Annotated in this window: 18 protein-coding genes; 6 read left to right on the top strand and 12 right to left on the bottom strand. The window is 72.5% G+C overall.

The annotated features are described in order from the left end of the window. Positions 1-45 precede the first annotated feature (45 nt). The 3 genes from ACICHK_RS35425 to ACICHK_RS35415 form a co-directional block, all read right to left on the bottom strand. Positions 46-1191, bottom strand: coding sequence for an RNA polymerase sigma factor (locus tag ACICHK_RS35425; protein WP_406840113.1), 1146 nt, complete (start codon positions 1189-1191; stop codon positions 46-48). Then, the gene (locus ACICHK_RS35420; protein ID WP_406840112.1) at positions 1184-1606 is read right to left on the bottom strand and encodes a YciI family protein; all 423 of its coding nucleotides are present in this window, start codon (positions 1604-1606) and stop codon (positions 1184-1186) included. The genes ACICHK_RS35425 and ACICHK_RS35420 overlap by 8 nt, the downstream gene beginning before the upstream one ends. Positions 1607-1769: 163 nt before the next feature. Then, positions 1770-4049 carry a tetratricopeptide repeat protein gene (locus ACICHK_RS35415; protein ID WP_406840111.1) on the bottom strand — a complete coding sequence of 760 codons (2280 nt, stop codon included), beginning with the start codon at positions 4047-4049 and terminating at the stop codon, positions 1770-1772. Positions 4050-4560: 511 nt separating this feature from the next. Here ACICHK_RS35415 and ACICHK_RS35410 point away from each other — a divergent pair. From ACICHK_RS35410 to ACICHK_RS35390, 5 genes are all read left to right on the top strand, one after another. After that, positions 4561-5169 carry a TetR/AcrR family transcriptional regulator gene (locus ACICHK_RS35410; RefSeq protein WP_406840110.1) on the top strand — a complete coding sequence of 203 codons (609 nt, stop codon included), beginning with the start codon at positions 4561-4563 and terminating at the stop codon, positions 5167-5169. 134 nt (positions 5170-5303) lie between these two features. Further along, positions 5304-6977, top strand: a complete 1674-nt coding sequence (locus ACICHK_RS35405; protein ID WP_406840109.1) for an isovaleryl-CoA dehydrogenase — start codon at positions 5304-5306, stop codon at positions 6975-6977. A gap of 319 nt (positions 6978-7296) precedes the next feature. After that, positions 7297-8895, top strand: coding sequence for a TROVE domain-containing protein (locus tag ACICHK_RS35400; protein WP_406840108.1), 1599 nt, complete (start codon positions 7297-7299; stop codon positions 8893-8895). A 340-nt stretch (positions 8896-9235) separates the two neighbouring features. Further along, positions 9236-9826: a hypothetical protein gene (locus ACICHK_RS35395; RefSeq protein ID WP_406840107.1), complete on the top strand. Its 591-nt coding sequence runs from the start codon at positions 9236-9238 to the stop codon at positions 9824-9826. Between the two features lie 373 nt (positions 9827-10199). Beyond that, entirely contained in the window at positions 10200-11705 is a 1506-nt protein-coding gene (locus ACICHK_RS35390; RefSeq protein ID WP_406840106.1) for a multicopper oxidase family protein, read from the top strand. Positions 11706-11872: 167 nt separating this feature from the next. Here ACICHK_RS35390 and ACICHK_RS35385 read toward each other — a convergent pair whose 3' ends face one another. Genes ACICHK_RS35385 through dnaK form a run of 8 tightly spaced genes read right to left on the bottom strand, consistent with a single transcriptional unit; the run spans position 11873 to position 20912 of the window. Beyond that, complete coding sequence (locus tag ACICHK_RS35385; RefSeq protein WP_406840105.1) at positions 11873-13687, bottom strand: FAD-dependent oxidoreductase; 1815 nt, start codon at positions 13685-13687, stop codon at positions 11873-11875. Continuing rightward, complete coding sequence (locus ACICHK_RS35380; protein WP_406840104.1) at positions 13687-13950, bottom strand: UBP-type zinc finger domain-containing protein; 264 nt, start codon at positions 13948-13950, stop codon at positions 13687-13689. The genes ACICHK_RS35385 and ACICHK_RS35380 overlap by 1 nt, the downstream gene beginning before the upstream one ends. Before the next feature lie 5 nt (positions 13951-13955). Then, positions 13956-14402 (bottom strand): thioredoxin, encoded by a 447-nt coding sequence (gene trxA, locus ACICHK_RS35375; RefSeq protein WP_406840103.1) that lies wholly within the window; start codon positions 14400-14402, stop codon positions 13956-13958. After that, positions 14399-17038, bottom strand: coding sequence for an ATP-dependent chaperone ClpB (gene clpB, locus ACICHK_RS35370; RefSeq protein ID WP_406840102.1), 2640 nt, complete (start codon positions 17036-17038; stop codon positions 14399-14401). The genes trxA and clpB overlap by 4 nt, the downstream gene beginning before the upstream one ends. Further along, positions 17029-17436: a chaperone modulator CbpM gene (locus ACICHK_RS35365; protein WP_406840101.1), complete on the bottom strand. Its 408-nt coding sequence runs from the start codon at positions 17434-17436 to the stop codon at positions 17029-17031. Before ACICHK_RS35365 ends, clpB begins: the two co-directional genes overlap by 10 nt. Next, a complete protein-coding gene (locus ACICHK_RS35360) occupies positions 17436-18386 on the bottom strand; it encodes a DnaJ C-terminal domain-containing protein (RefSeq protein WP_406840100.1) in 951 nt (316 codons plus the stop codon). Before ACICHK_RS35360 ends, ACICHK_RS35365 begins: the two co-directional genes overlap by 1 nt. A 7-nt stretch (positions 18387-18393) precedes the next feature. Then, a complete protein-coding gene (locus ACICHK_RS35355) occupies positions 18394-19002 on the bottom strand; it encodes a nucleotide exchange factor GrpE (RefSeq protein WP_406840099.1) in 609 nt (202 codons plus the stop codon). A gap of 8 nt (positions 19003-19010) precedes the next feature. Further along, positions 19011-20912, bottom strand: a complete 1902-nt coding sequence (dnaK, locus tag ACICHK_RS35350; RefSeq protein WP_406840098.1) for a molecular chaperone DnaK — start codon at positions 20910-20912, stop codon at positions 19011-19013. 274 nt (positions 20913-21186) lie between these two features. On the opposite strand from dnaK, the gene ACICHK_RS35345 reads away from it, so the two are divergent. Next, positions 21187-22917 (top strand): PucR family transcriptional regulator, encoded by a 1731-nt coding sequence (locus ACICHK_RS35345; RefSeq protein WP_406840097.1) that lies wholly within the window; start codon positions 21187-21189, stop codon positions 22915-22917. A 333-nt stretch (positions 22918-23250) separates the two neighbouring features. Here ACICHK_RS35345 and ACICHK_RS35340 read toward each other — a convergent pair whose 3' ends face one another. After that, the gene (locus ACICHK_RS35340) at positions 23251-24675 is read right to left on the bottom strand and encodes an NAD-dependent succinate-semialdehyde dehydrogenase (protein ID WP_406840096.1); all 1425 of its coding nucleotides are present in this window, start codon (positions 24673-24675) and stop codon (positions 23251-23253) included. Positions 24676-24759 lie beyond the last annotated feature (84 nt).

Here is a 24759-nt window from a genome sequence, read left to right as displayed (position 1 = left end):
GGCCCCTTCGCCCCGGCGCTCCCGGGAGGGGCCGGGCTCCGTCCCTCAGCGTCCCGGGCGGGTGTTGAGCCGGGCGGCCTGGCGGATCAGATGGTCGCGTTCGGCCAGGTCGGACGCCTTGCGCGCCGCCTCCGCGTACAGCCGTGCCGCCGTCGCCGGGTCGCCGTCGCGCTCGTGGAGGTAGGCGGCCACCGCCGTGTGGCGGGGCAGCGAGTCGTCCAGTGCCGCGAGCGCCGCCAGGCCCGCGCGCGGGCCGTCGGCCTCGCCGACGGCCACCGCGCGGTTGAGCCGGACGACGGGGCTGTCGGTGAGCCGCGCGAGCTCGTCGTACCACTCGACGATCTGCACCCAGTCGGTCTCCCCGGCGGTGCGCGCGTCGGCGTGCAGTGCCGCGATGGCGGCCTGGGCCTGGAACTCGCCCAGCCGGTCGCGGGCGAGGGCCGCCTGCAGGATCGCGACGCCCTCGGCGATCGCCCGGGTGTCCCACCGGCCGCGGTCCTGCTCGGCCAGCGGCACCAGGCTCCCGTCGGGCGCGGTCCGGGCGTCGCGCCGGGCGTGGTGGAGGAGCATCAGGGCGAGCAGCCCCGCCACCTCGGGGTGGTCGACCCGGTCGGCGAGCTGCCGGGTGAGGCGGATGGCCTCGGCGACGAGGTCGACATCACCGGAGTAGCCCTCGTTGAAGACCAGGTAGAGGACGCGGAGCACGGTGGCGACGTCGCCGTGCTGGTCGAAGCGCACGCCGGAGACGGTGCGCTTGGCCCGGCTGATGCGCTGCGCCATGGTCGCCTCGGGGACCAGGTAGGCCCGGGCGATCTGGCGGGTGGTGAGCCCGCCGACGGCGCGCAGGGTGAGCGCGACCGCGGAGGACGGGGTCAGGGAGGGGTGGGCGCACAGGAAGTAGAGCTGGAGCGTGTCGTCGACCCCGCTCGCGGGTCCCGCCGCCGGCTCCTCGTCGACGAGGTCCTCGCGCCGGCGGCGGGCGGCGTCCGCGCGGGTCGCGTCGAGGAACTTGCGCCAGGCCACGGTGACCAGCCAGCCCTTCGGGTCCCGCGGCATCTCGTCCGGCCAGACGCGGACCGCCTCGACGAGAGCCTCCTGCACGGCGTCCTCGGCCGCCGCGAAGTCGGCTCCGCGGCGGACGAGGACGGTGAGCACGCCGGGCGTGAGGCTCCTGAGGAGGGCCTCATCCATGGCCGAGGCACTCCGTGACGGTGGGCGGCGCGGCCAGGAAGGGGCGGACCTCCAGCCACTCGTGGATCGGCTTCCCGCCCGCGCCGGGGGCGGCCGACAGTTCCCCGGCCAGTTCGACGGCGCGGTCGTGGCTGTCGACGTCGATGATCATCCAGCCGGCGATGAGGTCCTTGGTCTCGGCGAACGGTCCGTCGGTGACCGGCGGACGCCCCTCGCCGTCGTAGCGGACCCACTGTCCCTCGGGGGCGAGCGCCTGGCCGTCGACGAACTCCCCGGTCTTCTCCAGCCGGGCCGCGAAGTCGTTCATGTACTGGACGTGCGCGGAGATCTCCTCCGGCGTCCACCGGTCCATCGGCACGTTGTTCACCGGGTCCGGCGCGCCGCGGTAGTGCTTCAGCAGCAGGTACTTGGCCATGGTGACTCTCCTCGGTACTGGTGCGACCCATTGTGGGCGCGTTCACCTCTGGGACGGAGCGGACCACGGCTTCTCGACATTACGGGCCGAGATTTTTTCCGGCTGTTCTCCGGGGCCGTTCCCGGGCCTGCGTCCGCTCCGGTGGAGGCGGCCTTCCCGGCGGTCAGCGTCCCTGGGCCGCCCGCCGCTGCCGCACGGCGGCCACCCTGCGGTACAGCTCCGCCGCCTCCTGCCCGTGCCCCAGTTGCTCCAGGCAGTGGGCCTCGTCGTTGCGGCCGGCGAGGGTGTCGGGGTGGTCGGCGCCGAGCACCCGCTCGCGGGCGGCCGCGACGCGCCGGTACTCGGTGAGGGCGTCGGCCCAGCGTCCGAGCCAGCCGAGTCCGACGGCGACCTCGCGGCGGCTGACGAGGGTGTCGGGGTGGTCGGCGCCGAGGGCGCGCTCGCGGATGGCGCACACGTCACGGGACTCGGCGAGGGCCTCCTCCCAGCGGCCGAGGCGGCCGAGGTTCACGCCGAGCCCGTGCCGGGCGCGCAGGGTCTCGGGATGGGTGGCGCCCTGCGCGCGGGTCCGGTCGGCGACGAGCGAGCGGTACAGCTCCAGCGCCTGTGCGCTGCGGCCGAGTCTGCCGAGGCTGATGCCCACCTCGTAGCGTGCGGCGAGCGTGTCCGGATGGTCCCGGCCGAGCGCCCGCGCACGGGCCGCGGCCACCTCCTGGTAGGTGTGCAGCGCCTCCGGCCATCGCCCCAACTGGCCGAGCGCGTAGGCGACTTCGTAGCGGGTGACGAGCGTGTCGGGATGGGCCGGGCCGAGCACCCGGGCGCGGGCGGCGGCGACTTCGGCCGCCATGCGGTACGACTCCTCCAGCCGCCCGAGCCTGCTGAGGTTGAAGGCGAGGTTGTGCCGGCAGCGCAGGGTGTCCGGATGGTCGGGGCCCATCGCGCGTTCCCGGGCGGCGAGCACCGACACATAGGCCTGGTGCGCCTCGATGTGACGCCCCAACTGGCCCAGTACATAGGCCATTTCCTGCCGTGCGGCCAGGGTGTCGGGGTGGTCGATCCCGAGCACCCGCTCCCTGGCCTGGGCGACGCGCGCGTACTCGCCGAGCGCTTCGCCGGGATGCCCGGTGCGGCTGAGGGTGAAGCCGACCTCGTACCGGCTGGCGAGCGTGTCCGGGTGGTCGGGGCCGAGCAGCCGCTCCCGCTCGGCGGCGACCGAGCGGTGCACCTCGCCCGCCTCGGCCCACCGGCCGAGGCGGGCGAGGCTCAGTCCGGCGTTGTGCCGCCCCGCCAGAGCGGTGATCGACTCCGCCGCGGGGGCGGGGCGTCCGCCCCGGCCGGGAGGGACCGGGACGGCGGCGGAGGGGCGGGCGGTCCACTCGCCGGTGAGACCGGCGGAGGCGTCGGGCGGGGTACGGCGCGGGACCGCTCCGGTGGCCTTGTGGCCGGTGGTCATGCCCTGGGTCCAGGACGGCAGCCGGGGCGAGCCGGAGGGCGGCTGCCCGGGCCGGGGCGGGAACCGCGGCGCCGTGGCCCGCCGTTCGCCGTCCGGGTCCGGCAGGGGCCGGGCGACCACGGTCGGCACGTACACCGGCGCGGTGCGCCCGGCGGTGATGCGGCGGGCGAGCTCACCGGCGTCCTGCGGGCGCTGCTCGGGCCGTTTGGCGAGCAGGTCGAGGATGATCCGTTCGAGGTACTCGGGCAGGTCGGCCCGGTGGCTGCGGGGCGGCTCGGGCACGGTGTCGCGGTGGCCGACGAGGATGGCCCAGGCGTCACCGTGGTCGAACGGCGGGGCTCCGGTGGCGATCTCGTAGAGCACGCACCCGAAGGAGTAGAGGTCGCTGCGCCGGTCGACCTCCGAACCGCCGATCTGTTCCGGCGACATGTAGTGCGGGGTGCCCATCGCGACGCCCGTGCCGGTGAGCCGCGAGGTGAATCCGATGTCGTGACCGAGGCGGGCGATGCCGAAGTCGCAGATCTTCACGGTGCCGTCGGTCAGCCGCATGATGTTCGCCGGCTTCAGGTCACGGTGCACGATGTTCTGCCGGTGGGTGTACTCGAGCGCGGCGGTCACCTGGTCGGCGATGTCGACGACTTCGGCGACCGGGAGCGGCTGATGCCGGTTGTCCTCCAGCAGCTGGCCGAGGTTGTGTCCCTCCAGCAGCTCCATCACCAGGTACAGCACGCCGTCGGACTCGCCGAAGTCGTGGACGACGGTCACTCCGCGGTGCTGGAGGGCCGCGGCGACCCGGGCCTCGCGCCGGAACCGTTCGCGCAGGACGCGGGCGAAGGACGGGTCGTGGTGGGGGCCGAGCGGCTTGAGGCACTTGACGGCCACCTGGCGGCCCAGCGATTCGTCCCGTGCCCGCCACACCTCGCCCATGCCGCCGCGCCCGATCGGATCGAGGAGCCGGTACCGGCCCTGGATCAGCCTGCTCTCCGCCATCTCGCGCGATCGCCCCCGTCACCGCTCGCCCCGGGCCCGCCCCCGGCCCGGCCCCAGCCCAGCTCCGTCCAGTATGACGAGCTATCAGCCGACTTTGTACGCCATCGCGGGCGAGCCGGGGCCGAGCCGTGACACGGCCGGGAAAATGTTTCCGGACGGAAGCCGCCCGCACGCCCGTGCGGGCGCGCAGGGGGCGTGGCGCCCATGACACGCACCCCGGTCCCGGCGCGACGGGCCGCGGCGCGGCCCCGCCGCACCACGTGTGGGCGCACGACGACAGGGCGGCGCGCACGACTCCGGTCGCGCGCCCCGTCGACGACCCGCGCGCCGACCGGCACCGCGGCGGGACCGGCGGGCGTGCGAGACAGGCGGGCGTGCGAGAGCGGCTCACACCCTCCAGCAGCACCAGGACACGCCGGGCGCCGGATCACCGGTCCCCGCGCCACGCCCCTCCCGGCGAGCTTCACCGGGGTCTCTGGCGGGAAGCTCTGAATGGTGGTTCACTTCTTTCATGCCCTACCGCAAGACCCCTTCCGAGATCCGTCGGCTGGAAGCCGCCAGAGAGCACCTCATCGCCTGTGCCACCTCGGTCGTCGCCGAGGTCGGCTGGGCCCAGACGTCCGTGACCGCGGTGGCCGACTCGGCCGGGATCGCGGCCGGTTCGGTGTACCAGCACTTCCCGTCGAAGGCGGCACTCGCCGTGGAGGTGTTCCGGCGCGCCGCGGGCCGTGAGGTGGAGGTGCTCGGCGAGGTGCTGGACGGCGAGGGCGACCCCGTCGAACGGCTCACCCGCGGGATCGAGGTGTTCGCGCGCCGGGCCCTGGAGAACCGCGGCCTGGCCTACGCCCTGCTCGCCGCCCCGGCCGAGGCCGCGGTGGGCGCCGAGCGCCTCGAGTTCCGGCGCCGCTACCGCGCGTTGTTCGCCGAGGTGGTGCGCCAGGGCATGGCGGCGGGTCTGCTGCCCGCGCAGAACGGCGAGATCACCGCCGCGGCGCTCACCGGCGCGATCGGCGAGGTTCTCGTGGATCCGCTCGGCACCCCGTCCGGGCACACCACCGACGCACTCCTCACGGACCTCGTCGCCATGGCCCTGCGATGCGCGGGCGCCCCCGCCGTCTAGGACCGCCCCGCCGGGCGGGACGCCGCCGACGGGGTCCCGCCATCCGTACCGACCCCGATCCGTACCGGCCCCGACGTCCTTCCCGGGCACCGCTTCCCACCGTCCCCGCCGACCCGCACACCGGAGGTTTCCGCATGTCCGAGACCACCACGGCGCACAGCCGTCCCACCGCCGTGACGCACGAAGTGACCAACCAGGCACCGCCGTTGACGGGCCACGACGCCGCAGCGGACCCCGTGCTGCTGGAGGGTGTGAGCCGCGAGGGGGCTTCCTGGCACCTCGACGACCTCCACCGGTTCGGCCGGTACGTCGGCAGCGCGGAGGCGCGGACCTGGGCGGACCAGGCCAACCGCCACGAGCCCGAACTGCGCACCCATGACCGCTACGGGAACCGCGTGGACGAGGTCGAGTTCCACCCCGCCTACCACTCGCTGATGCGCGCCTCGGTGGACGCGGGCCTCGCGGGCGCCGCCTGGGCCGACGACCGCCCCGGCGCCCATGTCGCGCGGGCCGCGGGATTCATGCTGGCCACGATGCTGGAACCCGGCCACCTGTGCCCCGTCTCCATGACGTACGCGGTGGTCCCCGCCCTGCGCCACTCCCCCGACCTCGCCAAGGCCTACGAGCCCCTGCTCACCAGCCGCGTCTACGAACCCGGGCTGCGGACCCCGGCCGAGAAGCCCGGCCTGCTCGCCGGGATGGGCATGACCGAGAAGCAGGGCGGCAGCGACGTGCGCGCCAACACCACGACCGCGGCCGAACGGGACGACGGCACCTGGCGGCTGCGCGGCCACAAGTGGTTCACCAGCGCCCCGATGAACGACCTCTTCCTCGTCCTCGCACAGGCGCCCGGCGGGCTCTCCTGCTTCCTGGTCCCGCGCGTCCTGCCCGACGGGAGCCGCAACACCTTCCGCATCCAGCGGCTCAAGGACAAGCTCGGCAACCGCTCCAACGCCAGCAGCGAGCCCGAGTTCGACGACACCGTGGCCTGGCTCGTCGGCACCGAGGGCAAGGGCGTGCGCACCATCATCGAGATGGTGACCATGACCCGCCTGGACTGCGTCCTCGGCTCCGCCGCCGGTACCCGCGCGGCCCTCGCCGAGGCCGCCCACCACGCGCGTCACCGCTCCGCGTTCGGCGCCAGGCTGATCGACCAGCCGCTCATGCGCAACGTCATCGCCGACCTGGCGCTGGAGTCGGAGGCCGCCACCACCCTCGCCCTGCGGCTCGCCGGCGCCGCGGACCGCGCCCGGCGCGGCGACGACCGGGAGCGCGCGTTCCTGCGCCTGGCCACGGCCGTCGGGAAGTACTGGGTGTGCAAGCGCCAGCCCGCCGCGGTCGCCGAAGCCCTCGAGTGCCTCGGCGGCAACGGCTACGACGAGGCGTCCGGCATGCCCCGGCTGTACCGCGAGGCCCCGCTCAACAGCATCTGGGAGGGCTCCGGCAACGTCACCGCCCTCGACATGCTGCGCGCGCTCACGCGTGAGCCCGACTCGCTGGAGGCGTTCCGCGCGGAGGTCGAGGCGGCCACCGGCGCCGACCACCGGTTCGACGCCGCCTGGCGGGAGTTGCGGGACGAACTCGTCCTCACGGAGGACGCGCCCCTGCGCGCCCGCCGGGTCGCGGAACGCGCCGCCCTCGTCCTCCAGGGGTCCCTGCTCGTCCGCCACGCACCCCCCGCGGTGGCCGACGCCTTCTGCGCGTCACGACTGGCCGGCGACCGGGGGCAGGCGTTCGGCACCCTGCCGCCGGGGACGGACTTCGCGGGGGTGCTGGAACGGCTTCCGGCCGGGTGGGCCCACGAGTGAGGGCAGCTGCTCCAGGCGCCGACCGGAAGCGCCGGAGGTGACGGAACGGACACGCGCCGGGCGTCCGGACGCGGGGCCGCATAAATCGCTGGTGTGCGGCCCGGTGGCGCTTGTACGTTGAGATCGCGACCGCGCCTCCCGATGCGCTCGGCTGCGGCTACTTCCTTCCGAAAACCAAGTGACGCCGCCGCCATCTCTGATCTCGGCAGGCGCGGGCGCGTTCGCCCCGTCGACCTTTCGACCAGGGCCTCCAGTCCTTCGAATCCAGGGGAATTCGCTGCCTCGTCACACCCCGCGCGTCTCCAAGATCTGGTCCGAGATGCTCGTGGCCCCGCATGTCTCGGCGGCCGCCGTCTCCCTGCGTCCACCACGACCCGGTCGCGCGTCCTGGCCGCCCGTCTGCACCTACGAGGGCGGTCGGGCCTTCGTCCGGGAGCCCCGTGAGGAGCTCTTCCTCCTCGCGGTCGGCAACTTCGTCTCCCAGCGGACCTTTTACGAGAGCGGGGCGGAGCGGGACGACCGGTACGTCCGCCTCGTCGGTGAACTCGCCCTCCAGGACCCCGCGTGGACGGCCGGCCTGCTGCGCTGGCTGCGCGGCGAGGGCAACATGCGCACGGCGTCGCTGGTGGGCGCCGCCGCTTATGTGCACGCCCGGCTCGAGGCCGGGGAGTCCGGGGGCCCGTCCAACCGGTCCGTGATCGACTCGGTGCTCCAGCGCGCCGACGAACCCGGCGAGCTGCTCGCCCACTGGATCGCGGCGTACGGGCGCAACGTGCCGCAGCCGGTGAAGCGGGGCATCGCCGACGGCGTACGCCGTCTGTACACCTCCCGGTCCCTGCTCAAGTACGACACCGCCTCCAAGGACCTGCGCTTCGGCGACGTGCTCAACCTGGTGCACGCCTCCCCCGACCCGGACAAGCCCTGGCAGGGTGCGCTCTTCCGGTACGCCCTGGACCGCCGCCACCACCCGGAGCAGGCCGCTCCGCCGTCCTCCGACCGCCTGCTGGCCGCCCACCGGACGCTGATGGAGGCGGCTCCGGAGGAGCGGCGTGCGTTGGTCACCGGGCCGGGCGGCTCCGAGCGGCTGACCGCGGCGGGCATGACGTGGGAGGTCCTGGCGGGCTGGCTCCAGGGACCGATGGACGCCGCTGTCTGGGAGGCCGTGATCCCCGCGATGGGACCGATGGCGCTCCTGCGGAACCTGCGCAACTTCGACGAGGCGGGGGTCTCGGACGAGGTCGCGGCCCGGATCGCCGCCCGGCTCTCGGACGCCGCCGAGGTGGCCCGCTCCCGGCAGTTCCCCTTCCGCTACCTGGCCGCCCACCGGCACGCGCCGTCACGGCGCTGGGCTGCCGCGCTGGAGCGGGCACTGGGCCACTCACTGGCCAACGTACCGTCTCTGCCCGGCCGGACCCTGATCCTGGTGGACCGGTCCGGTTCCATGTTCTGGGACACGGTCTCCGAGCGGTCGAAACTGACCCGGGCGGACGCGGCGGCCGTGTTCGGGGCCGCGCTGGCCATGCGCGCCGAGCAGGCGGATCTGGTCGAGTTCGGCTCGAACAGCGCGCGGGTGCCGTTCGAGGCGGGCGAGCCGGTGCTCGAGGTGCTGAGGCGATTCCACGATCTGGGCGGCACCAACACCACGGAGGCGGTGCGGGCCCATTACCGGCGGCACGACCGGGTCCTGATCGTCACCGACGAGCAGGCCGCTCACTGCTGCCACGGCGAACCGGCACGATCGGTCCCGCCCGACATCCCGGTCTACACCTGGAACCTCGCGGGATACCGGCCCGCCCACGGCCCGGCGGGCCCCCACAGGCACACCTTCGGCGGCCTCACGGACGCCGCGTTCCGGATGGTCGGCCTCATCGAGGCCGGCCGCGGGGCCGCGTGGCCGTGGACCACCGGACCGGCGTGATCCGTACGGACGTCCCGCGGCCGGTGGACCGGGCGCGCCACCGGCCTCAGAACGGGGGCTCCGCGCTCCGGGCGCCGGCCGGCAGCTCGGCGATGTGCGGCGCCGCGTACGACGTGCCGTCCTCTGGGTGGGTCTGCATGGCCGAGTTCGAGGAGCCGGGAGACCAGATGCGGCGGTACGCGACCGGACCCGATGGTCAAGATCAGCAGCGTCCACGACGACGTACCGTAGTGCCTCCCTCCGACACCGCGCCGCTGCCCGGTGCGATGCCGACGGCCACGACGCGATCATGAGTAGCGGTACTCATGACACCCGGCGAGCCACGGGAAAGGATCGGGGGATGACCACGCGAGGGAAGACGAGAGCCCGGCTCGGGATGCTGACGTTGGCGGTGACGGTCCTCTCGGCGACAGGGTGCGGAACGCAGCGGGCCGGGGATGCCGCCGACGCCCACCGGAGTCCGCGTCCGACGCCGACCGCGACGCCCAGCACACCGGTCGACTTCACCTGTCCCGGCGAGAGTCCCGGCCCCGGGCCGACGGGGCCCGCGCCCGCCACTCCCACCTCGACCGAGCTGCCGGTCGACCACTACGCCGAGAACCACGGCTTCAGGGTGCCCATCCCGCTCCACGGCCGGAACCGCTGCGAGGGACTCGCCACCGTCGCACGCGTCAGGCACGCGCTCGAACCGCTCCGCGAGCGTGGCGACTTCGCCCCGGACAGCGTCCGCGGCGCGCTCACCGGTCTCGGCTACCCCGCCGAGAAGGTACAGGCGTACCAGAACGGGTCCACCGGGGTCGGCTTCCTCATCGACATCGGCGTCTCTCCCTGGTGCGTGGAGGGCACGATGAGCAGCGACTCCACCAAGGCGGACGCCTTCGGCGGCTACCCCGACGGCAGCGGCTGCGAGCCCCCGAGCGGCGGCCACTGAAGCCGGGGGCGCGACCGCCGCGTCGGGGTGCGTACCGTGGCGCGTGGCCGGTCTCGAACCGATGCGGCCGCCGCTGCGCCACCGGTGGATACGCTGCCGGGTCTTCACGGTCGTGGGGCAGGTGCCCGCCCGGCCCGCCGCCGGCCCTCACGGGGACGTGGTGGAACGGGTGAGCCGACGGGCCGTCCGGGTGACATCGCCGTGTCCCGCCGTCCTACGGCCGGCCCTGCTCCGAGCTCGCTTCCTAGGCTGGCGGACCATGGGACGGAGCGGTGGGATCGATCGTCGGCAGGTACTGAAAGCCGTTCCCGTCGCGGTCCTCGCGCCGGTGTTCGGCAGGGGCCCGGCCGGATCGGGGGCGTCGGCGGCGCCGATGCCTTTTCCGCAGCCGGCCGTCGCCGCCTCCCGACCGGTGCCCGGCTCGGCGTCGCCGGCGGTGGAGCAGAGGTTCGACGTCCGGTTCGCGGACGTCCACGTACCGGGCCACGGCCGGGTGACCACGCGCGCCTACAACGGGGCGATCCCGGGGCCGACCCTGCGCGTGCGCGGCGGGCACACCCTGCGGTTGACGCACGTCAACGGCCTGCCGCCCAACCCGCCCCACACCGGCGGCCCCCACACGCCGCATCACCCCAACAGCTTCAACCTGCACACCCACGGGATGCACGTCTGCCCGTCCGGGGACGCCGACAACGTGCTGCGCGAGTTCGCACCGCGTACCGCGCGGGAAGCCGCCGACGGCGTGGCGGAGCCGCAGTACGCGACCACCGTCCACGTGCCGGACGACCACCCGGCCGGCACCTACTGGTACCACCCCCACCTGCACGGGGCCACCGCCGAGCAGATCGCCGGAGGAATGGCCGGGGTGATCGTCGTCGAGGGCGACGTCGACGAGGTACCCGAGATCAAGAGGGCCGCCGACATCGTCGTGTGCATCAACGAACTCAAACTCGCGGACGGCAAGGTCCCCGCCTTCACCTCCGGGAACTGGACGAGCGGCATCCCCTCCACCTTCACCGTCAACGGCGCGGTCGGCCCCACCCTCCGGCTGCGCCCCGGCGAGGTCCAGCGGTGGCGTCTGGTCGCCGCGACCGCGTTCACCGCCCTGCGGCTCCAGGTCACCGGCGACCGCGGCGACCTGACCATGCACCAGATCGCACAGGACGGTGTCACCTTCTGCGCGCCCCGCACCCTGCGCCTGCTGGACCTGGCCATGGGAAACCGTGCCGACGTCCTGGTCCGTGGCGGCGCACCCGGCAGGTACGAACTGCGGGCCGCCACGCTGCCCAGGCCGTTGATGACGATCGAGGTGACCGGAGAACCCGTCGAACCGCCGATGAAGCTGCCGGCCTCACTGCCGCCGGGCAGACCGTTCCTCGACGAGAGGGACATCGCCAACCCCGGCGGGGACCGGGAGGTGGTCTTCCACACGGACCCCGGCGTCTTCGCCGGGCCGTTCCCCAACGCCTTCCGTGTGCTGGGCACCCACGCGACCCCCGCGGCCGACCCCGGCGGCGACCTCACCCGCGACCCGGCCCACGGCCTGTTCGACCCCGCCCGCACCAACCACACCCTGCGCCTCGGCACCACCGAGCGCTGGACCGTCCGTACCGACGAGACCCTGCCGGCGCACAATCACCCCTTCCACCTGCACACCAACCAGGTCCTCGTCACCCATCGGAACGGCGAGCGCCTCGACCCGCCCGTCTGGCACGACACCATCGGCCTGTCCGGCGGCACACCCGGTGAGTCCGTCACCTTCCTCGTCAGGTACGAGGACTTCACCGGCCGAACCGTCGCCCATTGCCACCAGCTCCACCACGAAGACCTCGGCATGATGCAGACCGTCCATTACGTCGGCTGTGACCGGGATCGGTAGTTGACACTTCGGTACAGCGCAGGTCACAAGGGGTGCCGCCGCGCTTCCCCTTCAGTTCGGCCCCGGGCGTGTGGCGTCCCGGCCTCCCATGGGGTCTCCGGCGGACTCTCGCGCCCGCACGGAGAGTCCAGGCCGCCACCTCCGTGGCGCCGGACGGGCGCGATGCGTCATGCGAGCCATGCGGACTCCTTGTGACGCATGCGTGGGGAGACGTCCGAGGGGCCCGCGGCAGCTGACGTGCCCGTGGTGCCGGGTGCGGCCGAGTGCCCCAGGTGCCGGTGCACGAAGTGGATGGCCATCGCGCCCTCACCGGCCGCGGAGGCCACCCGCTTCACCGAGCCGCTGCGGACGTCCCCTACCGCGAAGACCCCCGGCAGGCTGGCCTCCAGGGTCATGCACGAGCGCCCGCGGCCGTGCCACACCTCGGGGGAGGCGCAGGCCTCCTGGGCCTCCGGCCCGGTGAGGACGAAGCCGCGGGAGTCGAGGGCGACGATGCCGGTGAGCCACTCGGTGTGAGGTTCGGCGCCGGTGAAGACGAACAGGCTCCGTACCGCGAGCCGGCGGTGCCCGCCCGTGCGGTTGTCGACCACGTCGAGCTCCTCCAGCACTTCCTGGCCGATGACCTCGGTGACCTCGGTGTGCAGCATGACCTCCACCCGCGGATGGCGCTCGACCTGGTCGACCAGGTAGCGGGACATGCTGGCCTCGAGGCCGGCTCCTCGGACCAGCAGGTGCACCTTCGGCGCGTACCCGGCGAGGAACAGCACCGCCTGGCCCGCCGAGTTGCCTCCGCCGACGACGGCCACCGGGTCGGCGCTGCACTGCTGGGCCTCGTAGACGGTCGCCGAGTAGTGCACGCTCGTTCCCTCCAGGCGTTCGATGCCGGGCACCTGGAGCCGGCGGTAGCGGGCACCCATGGCCAGGACGACGGCGCGGGCGGCGATCTCGCTGCCGTCGGCGAACGCCACGACGTAGTGGTCGTCGTCCTTGGCGTGGAGGCCGGTCGCCTCCAGCGGAAGGCTGATCCCGGCGCCGAACTTGTCGGCCTGGAACACGGCGCGTTCGGTGAGTTCGGCGCCGGAGATGCCGGACGGGAAGCCGAGCAGATTCTCGATGCGGGACGACGTGCCGGCCTGGCCGCCGGTGGCCATCGCCTCCACCACCGTGGTGCTCAGGCCCTCGGAGGCGGCGTACACCGCGGCAGCGAGGCCGGCGGGTCCGGAGCCGACGATGAGGACGTCGCCGTGACGGTCTCCGGCGGGCAGTGACGGCAGGCCGATGAGCCGGGCCAGTTCCGCGTTGCTGGGGTTGCGCAACAAGGTGGTGTCCCGCCAGATGACGAGCGGTGTCTCCGCCGGGCCGACGCCGAAGCGGCGCAGCAGCTCCTCGGCCTCCTCGTCGGTCTCCAGGTCGATCCAGCGGTGCGGCAGCCGGTTGCGGACGGCGAACTCGCGCAGCCGTCTGGTGTCGGGCGAGTAGCGCGAGCCGATGATGCGGAAGCCGGCGCCCTGTCCGACGAGCAGCGCGCGACGGCACAGACAGGCACGCAGCACGATGTCCCCGATGGTGGGGTCCTGCGACACCAGGTGGCGCAACCGGTCCAAGGGGACGACGAGGACCTCGCCGGGCTCCCTGGCGACAGCGGTGTAGAAGGCCACCTGTCCGTGCAGCAGGCCGAGTTCGCCGATGAAGCGACCGGGGCCGTGCACGCGCAGCACGTGCTCCTCGGGAGTGCCGTGGTCCTCGACGACGGCGACGGAACCGCTGAGGACGACGAAGAACGTCTCGCAGCGCTCCCCCTCCCGGATCAGCACGTCGTCCGGAGCGATGTTCCGGCGTTGCCCGTGCTCCGCCAGACGTGCTGTCTGGTCCTCCGTGAGGCGCGGGTACGCGCCGTGGATGTCCGGGGTCTCCCAGGCGGCGGTCTCGTCCGCTTTCTCCGGCACCGGTTCCTCGCCCGGCAGCGACTGGTCGCCGGACATCAGACGAACGCCTCGTGGACGTAGCACCAGCGCCATTCCTCGCCGGGCTGGAACGACTGCACGACCGGATGAGCGTCGGCAGCCGCGTGCCTGCGCGCGTGCTTGTTCGGCGAGGAGTCGCAGCAGCCGACGTGCCCGCAGGTCAGGCAGAGCCTCAGGTGGACCCACGGGGAGCCGAGCATCAGACACTCCTGACACCCTTCCGGGGTCAGCGGCCGGACAGGCCGGACGAGCGCGAGGTGGGGGTCTGCGTGCAGGGTCATCCGGATCACCCTTTCCGGGTGGTGAGCGACTGTTCCACCCACTGGCGCAGAGCGGGGGCGGGCGCCGCCCCCGCCTGCCGGGCGACCGTCTCGCCCCGGTCGAGGATCAGCAGTGTCGGTACGGCCTGGACCTCGAAGCGCCGCGACAGTCGCGGGTTCTTGTCGATGTCGACCTTGACCAGTTTGATCCGGCCGGCGAGATCGGTGGCGACCGTCTCCAGTGCGGGGCTGACCATGCGGCAGGGGCCGCACCAGGTGGCCCACAGGTCGACCACGACGGGGACGTCGGCCCGCTCGACGACCTCGGTGAAGTCGTCGTCGCCCGCGTCCACCATCCACGGCAGGGGCTGCTTGCAGTGGCCGCACTTGGGTCGGCCCTCCGCGGCCACGGCCACCCGGTTGGTGCGACCGCAGTGGGGACATCTGACGGTCGTCGCCTGCATCGTGCTCATGCCGCCCGCGCTCCCTTCACGTCCTCGGGCTGGTCGTAGGTGACCACCAGCTCTCCGTGTTCGGCGTCGACGCGGACCGTCGCGCCGTCCTGGACGTAACCGCGCAGAAGTGCGCGCCCGACCATCGTCTCGACCTCGTGGGAGATGTAGCGGCGCAACGGCCGGGCCCCGTACACCGGGTCGTAGCCCTGGTGGGCGATCAGCTCCCGTGCCGCTTCGGTGAGTTCGACGGTGATGCGGCGTTCGGCGAGCCGGCGGCGCAGCTCGTCGAACTGCAGCTCCACGATCCGCTCGATCTGCCGCTCGCCGAGCGGTTTGAACAGCACGATGTCGTCGACGCGGTTGAGGAACTCCGGGCGGAAGTGCCCGCGCAGCTCGCCCATCACCAGGGCGCGGGCGTCCGGCTTGATCTCGCCCTCGGCGGTGGCGCCGTCGAGGAGGTGCTCGGAGCCGATGTTCGACGTCATGATGATCACGGTGTTGCGGAAGTCGACGGTCCGGCCCTGGGAGTCGGTGATGCGGCCGTCGTCGAGGACCTGCAGCAGGGTGTTGAAGACATCGGTGTGCGCCTTCTCGATCTCGTCGAACAGCACGACCGAGTACGGCTTGCGGCGTACGGCCTCGGTGAGCTGGCCGCCTTCCTCGTAGCCGACGTATCCGGGTGGTGCGCCCATGAGCCGGCTGACGGTGTGCCGCTCCTGGTACTCGCTCATGTCGAGGCGGACCATGTTCTCCTCGGAGTCGAACAGGGCCGCCGCGAGGGCCTTGGCCAGCTCGGTCTTCCCGACGCCGGTGGGGCCGAGGAAGATGAACGAGCCGATGGGGCGGCGCGGGTCGCGGATGCCGGAGCGGGCGCGGATGATGGCGTCGGCGACGAGTTTGACGGCCTCGTCCTGGCCGATGACGCGCTCGTGCAGGATCTCGTCGAGGCGTAGCAGCTTCTCGCGTTCGCCCTCGTGGAGGCGGGCGACGGGGATGCCGGTCCAGGCGGCGACGATCTCGGCGATCTCCTCCTCGGTGACGACCTCGCGCAGCAGCCGGTTCTGCCCTTGTTTGCTGGCCAGTTGCTCCTCCTCGGCCTTCAGCCGGCGCTCCAGGTCCTGGAGGCGGCCGTAGCGGAGTTCGGCGGCGCGGTTGAGGTCGTAGGCGCGTTCGGCCTCCTCCGCCTCGTGGCGGACCTGCTCCAGTTCCTGGCGCAGCTCCTGCACGCGGCGGATGGCCTGCCGTTCGGCCTCCCACTGGGCGTGTTTGGCGTCGGCCTCGCCGCGCAGGTCGGCCAGTTCCTTGCGCAGTTCCTCCAGGCGCGTCCTGCTGGCGGCGTCGGTCTCCTTGGACAGGGCCGCCTCCTCGATCTCCAGGCGGGTGACGCGGCGGGTGATCTCGTCGAGTTCGGCGGGCATCGAGTCGATCTCGGTACGCAGCCGGGCGCACGCCTCGTCGACGAGGTCGATGGCCTTGTCGGGCAGGAACCGGTCGGTGATGTAGCGGTGGCTGAGGGTGGCCGCGGAGACCAGCGCGGTGTCCTGGATCTTCACGCCGTGGAAGACCTCGAGGCGTTCGCGCAGTCCGCGCAGGATGGAGATGGTGTCCTCCACGCTCGGCTCGTCGACCAGCACCTGCTGGAAGCGGCGTTCGAGGGCGGCGTCCTTCTCGATGTGCTTGCGGTACTCGTCGAGGGTGGTGGCGCCGATCATGTGGAGCTCGCCGCGGGCGAGCATCGGCTTGAGCATGTTGCCCGCGTCCATGGCCCCTTCGGCGGCGCCCGCGCCCACGACGGTGTGGAGTTCGTCGACGAAGAGCAGGATGCGCCCCTGGGCGGCCTTCACCTCGGCCAGCACGGCCTTGAGGCGTTCCTCGAACTCGCCGCGGTACTTGGCGCCGGCCACCAGGGAGCCCATGTCGAGAGCGAACACCGTCCTGTCGCGCAGGCCCTCGGGGACGTCGCCGCGAACGATGCGCTGGGCCAGGCCCTCGACGATGGCGGTCTTGCCGACGCCGGGATCACCGATGAGGACGGGGTTGTTCTTGGTCTTGCGGCTGAGGATCTGGGTGACGCGGCGGATCTCGGCGTCCCGGCCGATGACCGGGTCCAGCCGCCCGGACCGGGCCTCGAGGACCAGGTCGCGGCCGTACTTCTCCAGAGCCTCGTAGGCCACTTCGGGGTTGGCGGAGGTGACGCGCTGGTTGCCGCGGACCTGGGTGAGCGCGCTCAGGAACGAGTCCCGGGTCACGCCGTGCTCCTTGAGCAGGCGTCCGGCGGCGGTCGCCGAGCCCTCCTCGGCCAGGGCGAGCAGGAGGTGCTCCACGGACACGTACTCGTCCTTGAGGCGTTTGGCCTCCCGCTCGGCGGCGTCGAGCAGGCGGGACAGGCGCTGGGTGACGAAGACCTGGCCGGGTGCCGCGCCGGGACCGGTGACCTTCGGGCGGCGGGAGAGTTCCTCTCGCACGGCCGCGCGCAGCTCCTTCGGCCCGGTGCCGGCCTGTTGCAGCAACCGTGGGATCAGACCGTCCTCCTGATCGAGGAGCGCGAGCAGCAGGTGTTCTCCGTCGACCTCGGTCTGCCCCATGCCGACGGCCGCGCTCTGGGCCTCCTGGAGGGCTTCCTGGGACTTCTGGGTGAGACGGTTCATGTCCATGGGGGTGTTTCACTCCTCGTGCCGCGGCCGCGCAGGGCGGCTTCAAGCAGGCTGATGCGGTCGAGCAGGTCGAGCACCAGGCCGATGGATGCGTAGTTGAGGCAGAGTCCGGTGCGCAGCCGCTGGATACGGGCGAGGACCGCCGGGGCCGTGGGGTCGAACACCAGTTGTCCCGCGGAGTCGCGTTCGGCGTCGACCAGGCCGAGGGCGACGAACCGGCGGATCAGATCGGGGTGGAGGCCCGAGCGACGGGCCACGGAGGCCAGGGAGAGCCTGGGGACGGGCACGAGCGCGTACCGGACGGCCGTGGAGGCGGTGATGTCGGCGCCCGTTCGTACCGGACGGGCGCCCACACCGGCCCGGCCGATGCCTCCCGCTGCTGCGGGTCGGTCGTTCATCACGTCCTCCTGGGGTCGAACGAGGAAGTGGCGGCGAGCTCCTCGAACAGTTCGCGCTCCCGGTCGCCGAGGACGGGCGGCACCATGATGCGGAGTTCGGCGTACAGGTCGCCGTTCGCGCCCCGCGGGTTCGGCATGCCCTCGCCGCGCAGCCGCAGCCGCCGACCGCTGGACGAGCCCGCGGGCACCGTGACCTTGGCCGTGCCGCCGCCGGGCGTGGGCACCGGCACGGTCGCGCCCAGGGCCGCCTCCCACGGGGCGACCGGGACCTGGACGTGCACGTCACGGCCGTCCAGCCGGAACCGGGGGTGGGGCTGGACACGTACCCGCAGGTACAGGTCGCCCGCAGTGGCGTCACCACTGCCCTGGCCACCCTCACCCGCCAGCCGGATGCGCTGCCCGTCGGTGACGCCCGGCGGTACGTCGACCTCGTAGCGCCGCGGCTGCCCGGTGGGGCCGGCGAGTGTGACGGTGCGACGGCCGCCTCGGTACGCCTCCTCGACGGTGAGAGGCAGTTCGGCCTCCTGGTCCGCTCCGGGGACGCCGCCTCGGGCGGCGCCGGCTCCGAACATGGAGCCGAGCAGGTCCTCGATGTCGATGCCCTCCGCGCCGAAGTCGTCGCCGAAGCCGGTGGCGTACCGGACGCGAGGACCGCCACCGCCCGCGGTCCTGCGACCGCGGAAGCCGCCGCCCGCTCCGGCCGTGACCCGTTCGTCGAAGTCCTCCGGGATCTTGCGGAAATCCTCGCCGAAGCGGTCGTAACGGGCCCGGGTCTTGGGATCGGACAGGACGCTGTACGCCTCGTTGAGGTCCTTGAACCGCTCCTCCGCCCCGGGGTCCTTGTTGACGTCCGGGTGGTACCTGCGGGCGAGTTGGCGGTACGCCTGCTGGATCTCGTCCTGGCTCGCGGTCCGCGACACGCCCAGCACCTCGTAGAAGTCCCGTGCCATGACCCGGTCACTCCCGCTTCGCGACCGTCACGGCGGCGGGCCTGAGCTGCCGTTCGCCGTCACCGTAGCCGGGGCGCAGCACCTCGACGACGGTGCCCGGTGGGGCGTCGGGGTCCTGGACGACACCGACGACCTCGTGCCGGGCCGGGTCGAAGGCGACGCCGGTCTCCGCATGCCGCGGGTAGCCGAGCAGTTCGAGGACGTTCACCGCCTGGTCGCGTACGGCCCGGATGCCCTCCACGACCGCGCCCGGATCGGCGTCGGCGTGGGTCAGGGCGAGTTCGAGGTTGTCGAGGACGGGCAGGAAGGCGGCCGCCGTGCGGGACCGCTCGACCGCCCGTTCGCGCTCCAGCTCCCTGGCGTGACGCTTGCGAAGGTTGTCGAGGTCGGCGAGTGCGCGCCGCCAGCGGTCCTCCAGTTCCTGGATCGCGGTCGTGTACTCGTCCTCGGCGGGCGCGGGGCCGGCGGCATCGGGTCCCGGTTCGCCGTTCGCCGCTTCGGGCCGGGACGGGCCCGGTTGGGGCAGATCCCCGCGAGGACGGCGTCCGGCACCTTCCGGGACCCGTACGCCCGGATCCGACGCGGCCCGGTCGGGTTCCTGGGGGTGGGTGGGCATGGCGCGCCTCAGCTCTTGTCGAACTCGGCGTCGATGACATCATCGTCACCGCCACCGCCACCCGTGGGACCGCCGGTGGCGGCGTCCTGGCCGGGACCGCCGTCCGTGGCGGCGGCGCCCTGATGGGCCGCCAGCCCGGCGAGCACCTGCTGGAGTTCGGAGGTCAGAGGCCGCACGCGCTCCGCGCCCGCCTCTTCCTTGACCGCCGCCCGGGCATCGGACACGAGCATCTCGGCGCGTGCCTTCTCGTGCGCGGGCGCCGCGTCACCCAGTTCGGCGAGGCGCTTCTCGACCTGGTAGGCGACGGCGTCGAGTTCGTTGCGGGCGTCGACGGCCTCGCGGAGTGCCTGGTCCTGACCCCGGTTGCTTTCGGCTTCCTGGACCATGCGTTCGACCTCGCTGCGGTCCAGGTTGGAGCTCTCGCTGATGGTGATGCCCTGTTCCTTGCCGGTGTCCCGGTCACGGGCCTTGACGTTGAGGATGCCGTTGGCGTCGATGTCGAAGGTGACCTCGATCTGCGGTTCGCCCCGCGGCGCCGGCCGGATGTCGGTGAGCTGGAACCGGCCCAGCACCCGGTTGTCGGCGGCCAGCTCGCGCTCGCCCTGGAGGACGACGATGTCGACGGCCGGCTGGTTGTCCTCGGCGGTGGAGAAGGTCTCGCTGCGGCGCACCGGGATGGTCGTGTTCCGCTCGATGATCTTCGTCATCACTCCGCCGCGCGTCTCCACTCCCAGCGACAGCGGTGTGACGTCGAGCAGCAGGACGTCCTTGACCTCGCCCTTGAGCACCCCGGCCTGGATCGCGGCGCCCAGGGCCACGACCTCGTCGGGGTTGACGCTCATGTTGGGGTCCTTGCCGCCGGTCAGCCGGCGGACCAGACTCTGGACGGCGGGGATGCGGGTGGAACCGCCGACGAGGATGACCTCGTCGATGTCGCTCTCGCCGACCTTCGCGTCGGTCATCGCCTGCTGCACCGGTCCCAGGCAACGCTCCACCAGGTCGCCGGTGATCTGCTCGAAGGTGGACCGCATGACCGAGTCGGTGAGGTGCTTGGGGCCCGAGGCGTCGGCGGTGATGAACGGCAGGCTGACCTGCGTCTGCGTCACCGAACTGAGCTCGGTCTTGGCCTTCTCCGCCGCCTCGAACAGCCGCTGCAGCGCCTGCGGGTCCTTGCGCAGGTCGATGCCGTTCTCCTTCTGGAAGTCGTCCGCGAGGTAGTCCACCAGACGCCGGTCGAAGTCGTCGCCGCCCAGGTGGCTGTCACCGGCGGTGGAGCGCACCTCCACCACGCCGTCGCCGACGTCGAGGATGCTCACGTCGAAGGTGCCGCCGCCCAGGTCGAAGACGAGGACGGTCTCGTGCTCCTTCTTGTCCATGCCGTAGGCGAGGGCGGCCGCCGTCGGCTCGTTGATGATCCGCAGCACCTCCAGCCCGGCGATCCGTCCGGCGTCCTTGGTGGCGGTGCGCTGGGCGTCGTTGAAGTAGGCGGGCACCGTGATGACCGCCTCCGTGACCTTCTCCCCCAGCTGCTTGGACGCGTCGTCGGCGAGTTTGCGCAGCACCTGTGCGCTGATCTCCTCGGGCGCGTACAGCTTGTCGCGCACCTTGAAGCGGGCCGCCCCGCCGTCGCCCTCGACGACGTCGTACGCCACCGCCCTGGCCTCGTCGGAGATCTCGTCGAAGTGCCGGCCGATGAACCGCTTGGCCGAGTAGATGGTGCCCTTGGGGTTGAGGATCGCCTGGCGCCGGGCCAGCTGGCCCACCAGACGTTCCCCGGTGTCGGTGAAGGCCACGACGGACGGTGTCGTGCGGTTGCCCTCGCTGTTGGGCACGACGGACGGCTCGCCACCCTCCCACACGGCGATCACCGAGTTGGTGGTGCCCAGGTCGATGCCCACTGCCTTGGCCATGAGGAACTCCTCCGGGTGCGGCGCCTGCGTCGACCCTCCGCGTCACGTTCGTTCAGGTGGAGGTGGGACTCCGTCGTCCCCACCGGTGCGCGCGGAGGGTCTCGAGCACTCCCCAGGGTGGCGAACCGGGTGGCTCCGCGCCTGCGCCTGGCGAGTCAGGAATGCACGGGTCCGGTCGCCCCACGAGTACGAGAGAAAAACCCACACGTCTCGGGTAGCCGGCCCGGGACCGGGTACGCGAAAGCCTCTTACCTCCGAAGGACGGGGTGATCCCATGGTCGGCCTTCCGCGGGGCAGCGTCTGGCGGCACCCCACGGCCGCGCACAGGGGGCCCCGCCTGCACGCTCGCACCCCGGCCCACGATGCCCTCCACGAACTGGTCGCGCTCTCCCGCGCCCTGTTCGACGCTCCGGACGAAGACGAGATCCTGCGCCTGGCCATGGCACACGTAGTCGCCGCGGGGCCGTACAGCGCCGAGGCCGGATACCTCGAGGTGGGCGGCGACCTGGTCCCCAGCCCGAGGAACGGGGCGCAGGCCTTGGCCGTGGGCCGAAGGGTCCGGGAGCTGGCCGGGCAGGACGGCAAGGTGACCGTGGTCGGCAGGCGCTGGGGCCGGGCCCTGGGGCTGCGCGGACCTGGGCGACTCCACGGCTACCTCGTGGTCACCTCCCACTCCCGGCCCACCAGGGCCGAGCGATCCCTGCTCGCCCTGCTCGTCCGGCACACCGCCGCCGCACTGTCGGTCGCCTTCGCACACCGCCGCCAACGCGAGGACGCGCTGGAGCTGCGCCGGCTGAGGGAGGAACGCACAGCCCTCCAGCGGCAGCTGATCTCCGTGATGGCTGAACTGGGCTACGAGCGAGCCGTTCACGCTCTCATGGCCGACGTCGCCGCCTCGGGTGGCGGCGAGGAAGCCGTCACCCGCGCACTGCACGGGCTCACAGGACTTCCCGCGCTGGTCGAGGACCGCTTCGGCCGGCTGAGGTCCTGGACCGGCCCCGGCCGCCCCGTCCCCTATCCCGAGCCGGACCCCGTGCGCCAGGACGAAATGCTGCACGCCGTCGCCCGTCAGGCCGGGCCGGTGCGGATGAGGGACCGGCTGATCACCCTGATCCGCACGCGCGGCGAGATCCTGGGCGTGCTGGCGCTGGTCGACACCCAGGACGAGGCCGACGAGCACACCGTACTCGCGCTCGGACACGCCGCCGCGTCGCTCGCCCTGGAGCTGACGCACCTGCGCCATCTGGCCGAAGTGGAGCTGAGGCTGCACCGCGAGCTGGCCGACGACCTCCTGGCGGGGACGGACGAGGCGAGCGCCTACGCCCGGTCCGAGGCGGTAGGCCACGACCTGCACCGCAGCCACTACGTCGTCGTGGTGCAGTGGTCGAACCGGATCGCCGACGATTCCTTCGCACAGACCGTGAGTCGGGCGGCCGTTGCGGTGGGCATGCGCTCGCTGCTGACCCGCCGCTCCGACCAAGTCGTCCTCATCACCGGCGACAGGCCGCACGCCCGCGAGCTGTACGACGCGATCGCCCGGGAGACCGGAACACGGTCCGGGACGATCGGGGTGAGCACCCCTTGCGACGCCGTGGGCGACATCCCCCACCACTACCAGGAGGCGCAGCGCGCCCTGGACGTGCGCCGCCACTCCCGCGAGCGCTACGGCGCGACGTTCTTCGACGAGCTCGGCCTCTACCGCATCCTGGGACCCGGCAGCGATCACCGGGAACTGGAGACGTTCGTCCACGAGTGGCTCGGGCAGCTCATCGACTACGACTCCCGGCACCACGCGGCCATGGTGAAGACCCTGTCCCGGTACTTCGACTGCGGCGGCAATTACGACGAGACCGCCGACTCCCTCGCGATCCACCGCAGCACGCTGCGCTATCGCCTCCAGCGCATCCGCGACATCAGCGGCCACGACCTCGCGAACGTCGAGGACCGGCTGAACCTCCAGGTGGCGACCCGGGTGTGGAAGATCGTGCTGGGCGGGCCCGGCTGACGCCTCGCTCGAACTCATGCGGGAGTGGTGTCAGCAGCGCTGGAGTGGGGGCCGGGCGGCGGCGGAGCATCTGGGCCGCCCTGCGGATGTCGGGACGGCCGGCGGCGACCCGGTCGAGCGCCCGGGTGCCGGCCGGGAAGTCCTGGATACCGGCCGTGGTGACCAGCACCGCCGGAAGGCGCCTCCGTCGCCGCCCGACGCCGCGCGTACGGCCAGTCGGTCCGGACGTCGCCTCGGTGGGCCGGGTCGAAGGCCACGAGGCCGCTCGAACGCCGGCGTGTCCCGCTCCCGAACACCAGCTCGCCGCGGGGTCGCGGCCGGCCGGCTCGTGGTTCAGCCCAGCACTTCTCCGATCGGGGCGTCGGCGTCCACGTAGCGCACGAGCTTGCGGTTCGCGAATTCCACGATGCCCGCGTCGCCGAGTTCGCGCCCGTAGCCGGAGCGCTTGATGCCGCCGAAGGGCAGCTCCGGTCGGGACGCGGTCGGGTGGTTGATCCACACCATGCCCGCCTCCAGCCGGTCCGCGACCCCGCGAGCACGCTCCGGGTCGGCGGCGAAGACCGCGCCTCCCAGGCCGTAGGGGGAGGTGTTGGCCAGTGCCACGGCCTCGTCCTCGTCGGCGACCCGGTAGACCGTGGCGACGGGGCCGAAGAGCTCTTCCCGGTAGGCCCGCATGTCCGGTGTGACATCGGTGAGCAGGGTCGGCTCGACGAAGGCACCCGGCAGGTCGGGCCGCCCGCCGCCCAGCACCACCGTGGCTCCCTTGTCCGCCGCGTCACGAACCTGCTCCATCAGTAGTTCGGCCGCGGCCTCGGAGGACAGCGGGCCGAGCGTGGTGGCGGGGTCGGCCGGATCCCCCGGTCGCGGTTCGCTCATCCGGTCACGCAACCCGGTGAGGAAGGCCTCGTAGACATCGGCAAGGGCGATGAAGCGTTTGGCCGCCACGCAGCACTGCCCGGTGTTGCCCATCCGGCCGAGGAACGCGGCGTACACGGTGCGCTCGAGGTTGTGACCGTCCAGCACGACGAATGGATCACTGCCACCCAGCTCGAGGACGGACTTCTTGACGTTGCGGCCGGTGATCTCGCCCAGGCTCACGCCCGCCCGCTCGCTCCCGGTCAGTGACGCTCCCTGCACTCGAGAGTCGTCGATGATCTTCCCGACGTCTCTCCCCCGCACAAAAAGATTCGTGTAGACCCCGCTCGGCACACCCGCGTCCATGAACAATTGCTCGAGTGCCAGTGCGGACTGGGGGCAGCTGCTCGCGTGCTTGAGCAGGATCGTGTTGCCGAGGACGAGGTTGGGAGCCGCGAAGCGGGCCACCTGGTACAGCGGGAAGTTCCACGGCATCACGCCGAGAAGGACGCCGAGCGGTTCGTTCACCAGCACAGCCGTGCCCTCGGGCACCGGCAGAGGTCGTTCTTCCAGCAGCTCGAGGCCGTGCTCGCCGTAGTAGGTGAGGATGTCGGACGCGAGGTCGACCTCTGCACGGCTCGAGTTGATCAGCTTGCCGACCTCGAGCGTCAGGAGGTGCGCCAGTTCCTCCTTGCGCTCCCTCATGAGCCGGCCGGCGCGTTGCACGAGGGCCCCCCGGTCGGCCGTCGACCGGGCACGCCAGTTCGGAAAGTTACGGTGGGCCGCGTCGATCGCGCGCCCCACCTCTTCCGCGCTCAGCGCCGGGAACTCACGAATCCTTTCACCGGTGTACGGGTTGACCGTGGCGATGGGGCTTCCCTGGGCAGTGACATGGGCGTCCATGACGCCTCCCTGCAGTCGGGGCACCTCGAGTCTCCACACAGGACCTGCTCACACCTGCTGAGCCCCGGTGAGGCCAGGGACCTG

The sequence above is a fragment of the Streptomyces sp. AHU1 genome, assembly GCF_045343905.1.
Lineage (GTDB): Bacteria > Actinomycetota > Actinomycetes > Streptomycetales > Streptomycetaceae > Streptomyces > Streptomyces triticiradicis.
Note: the sequence above shows the minus strand (reverse complement) of the source record. Positions and strands in the feature narration are given on the sequence as shown.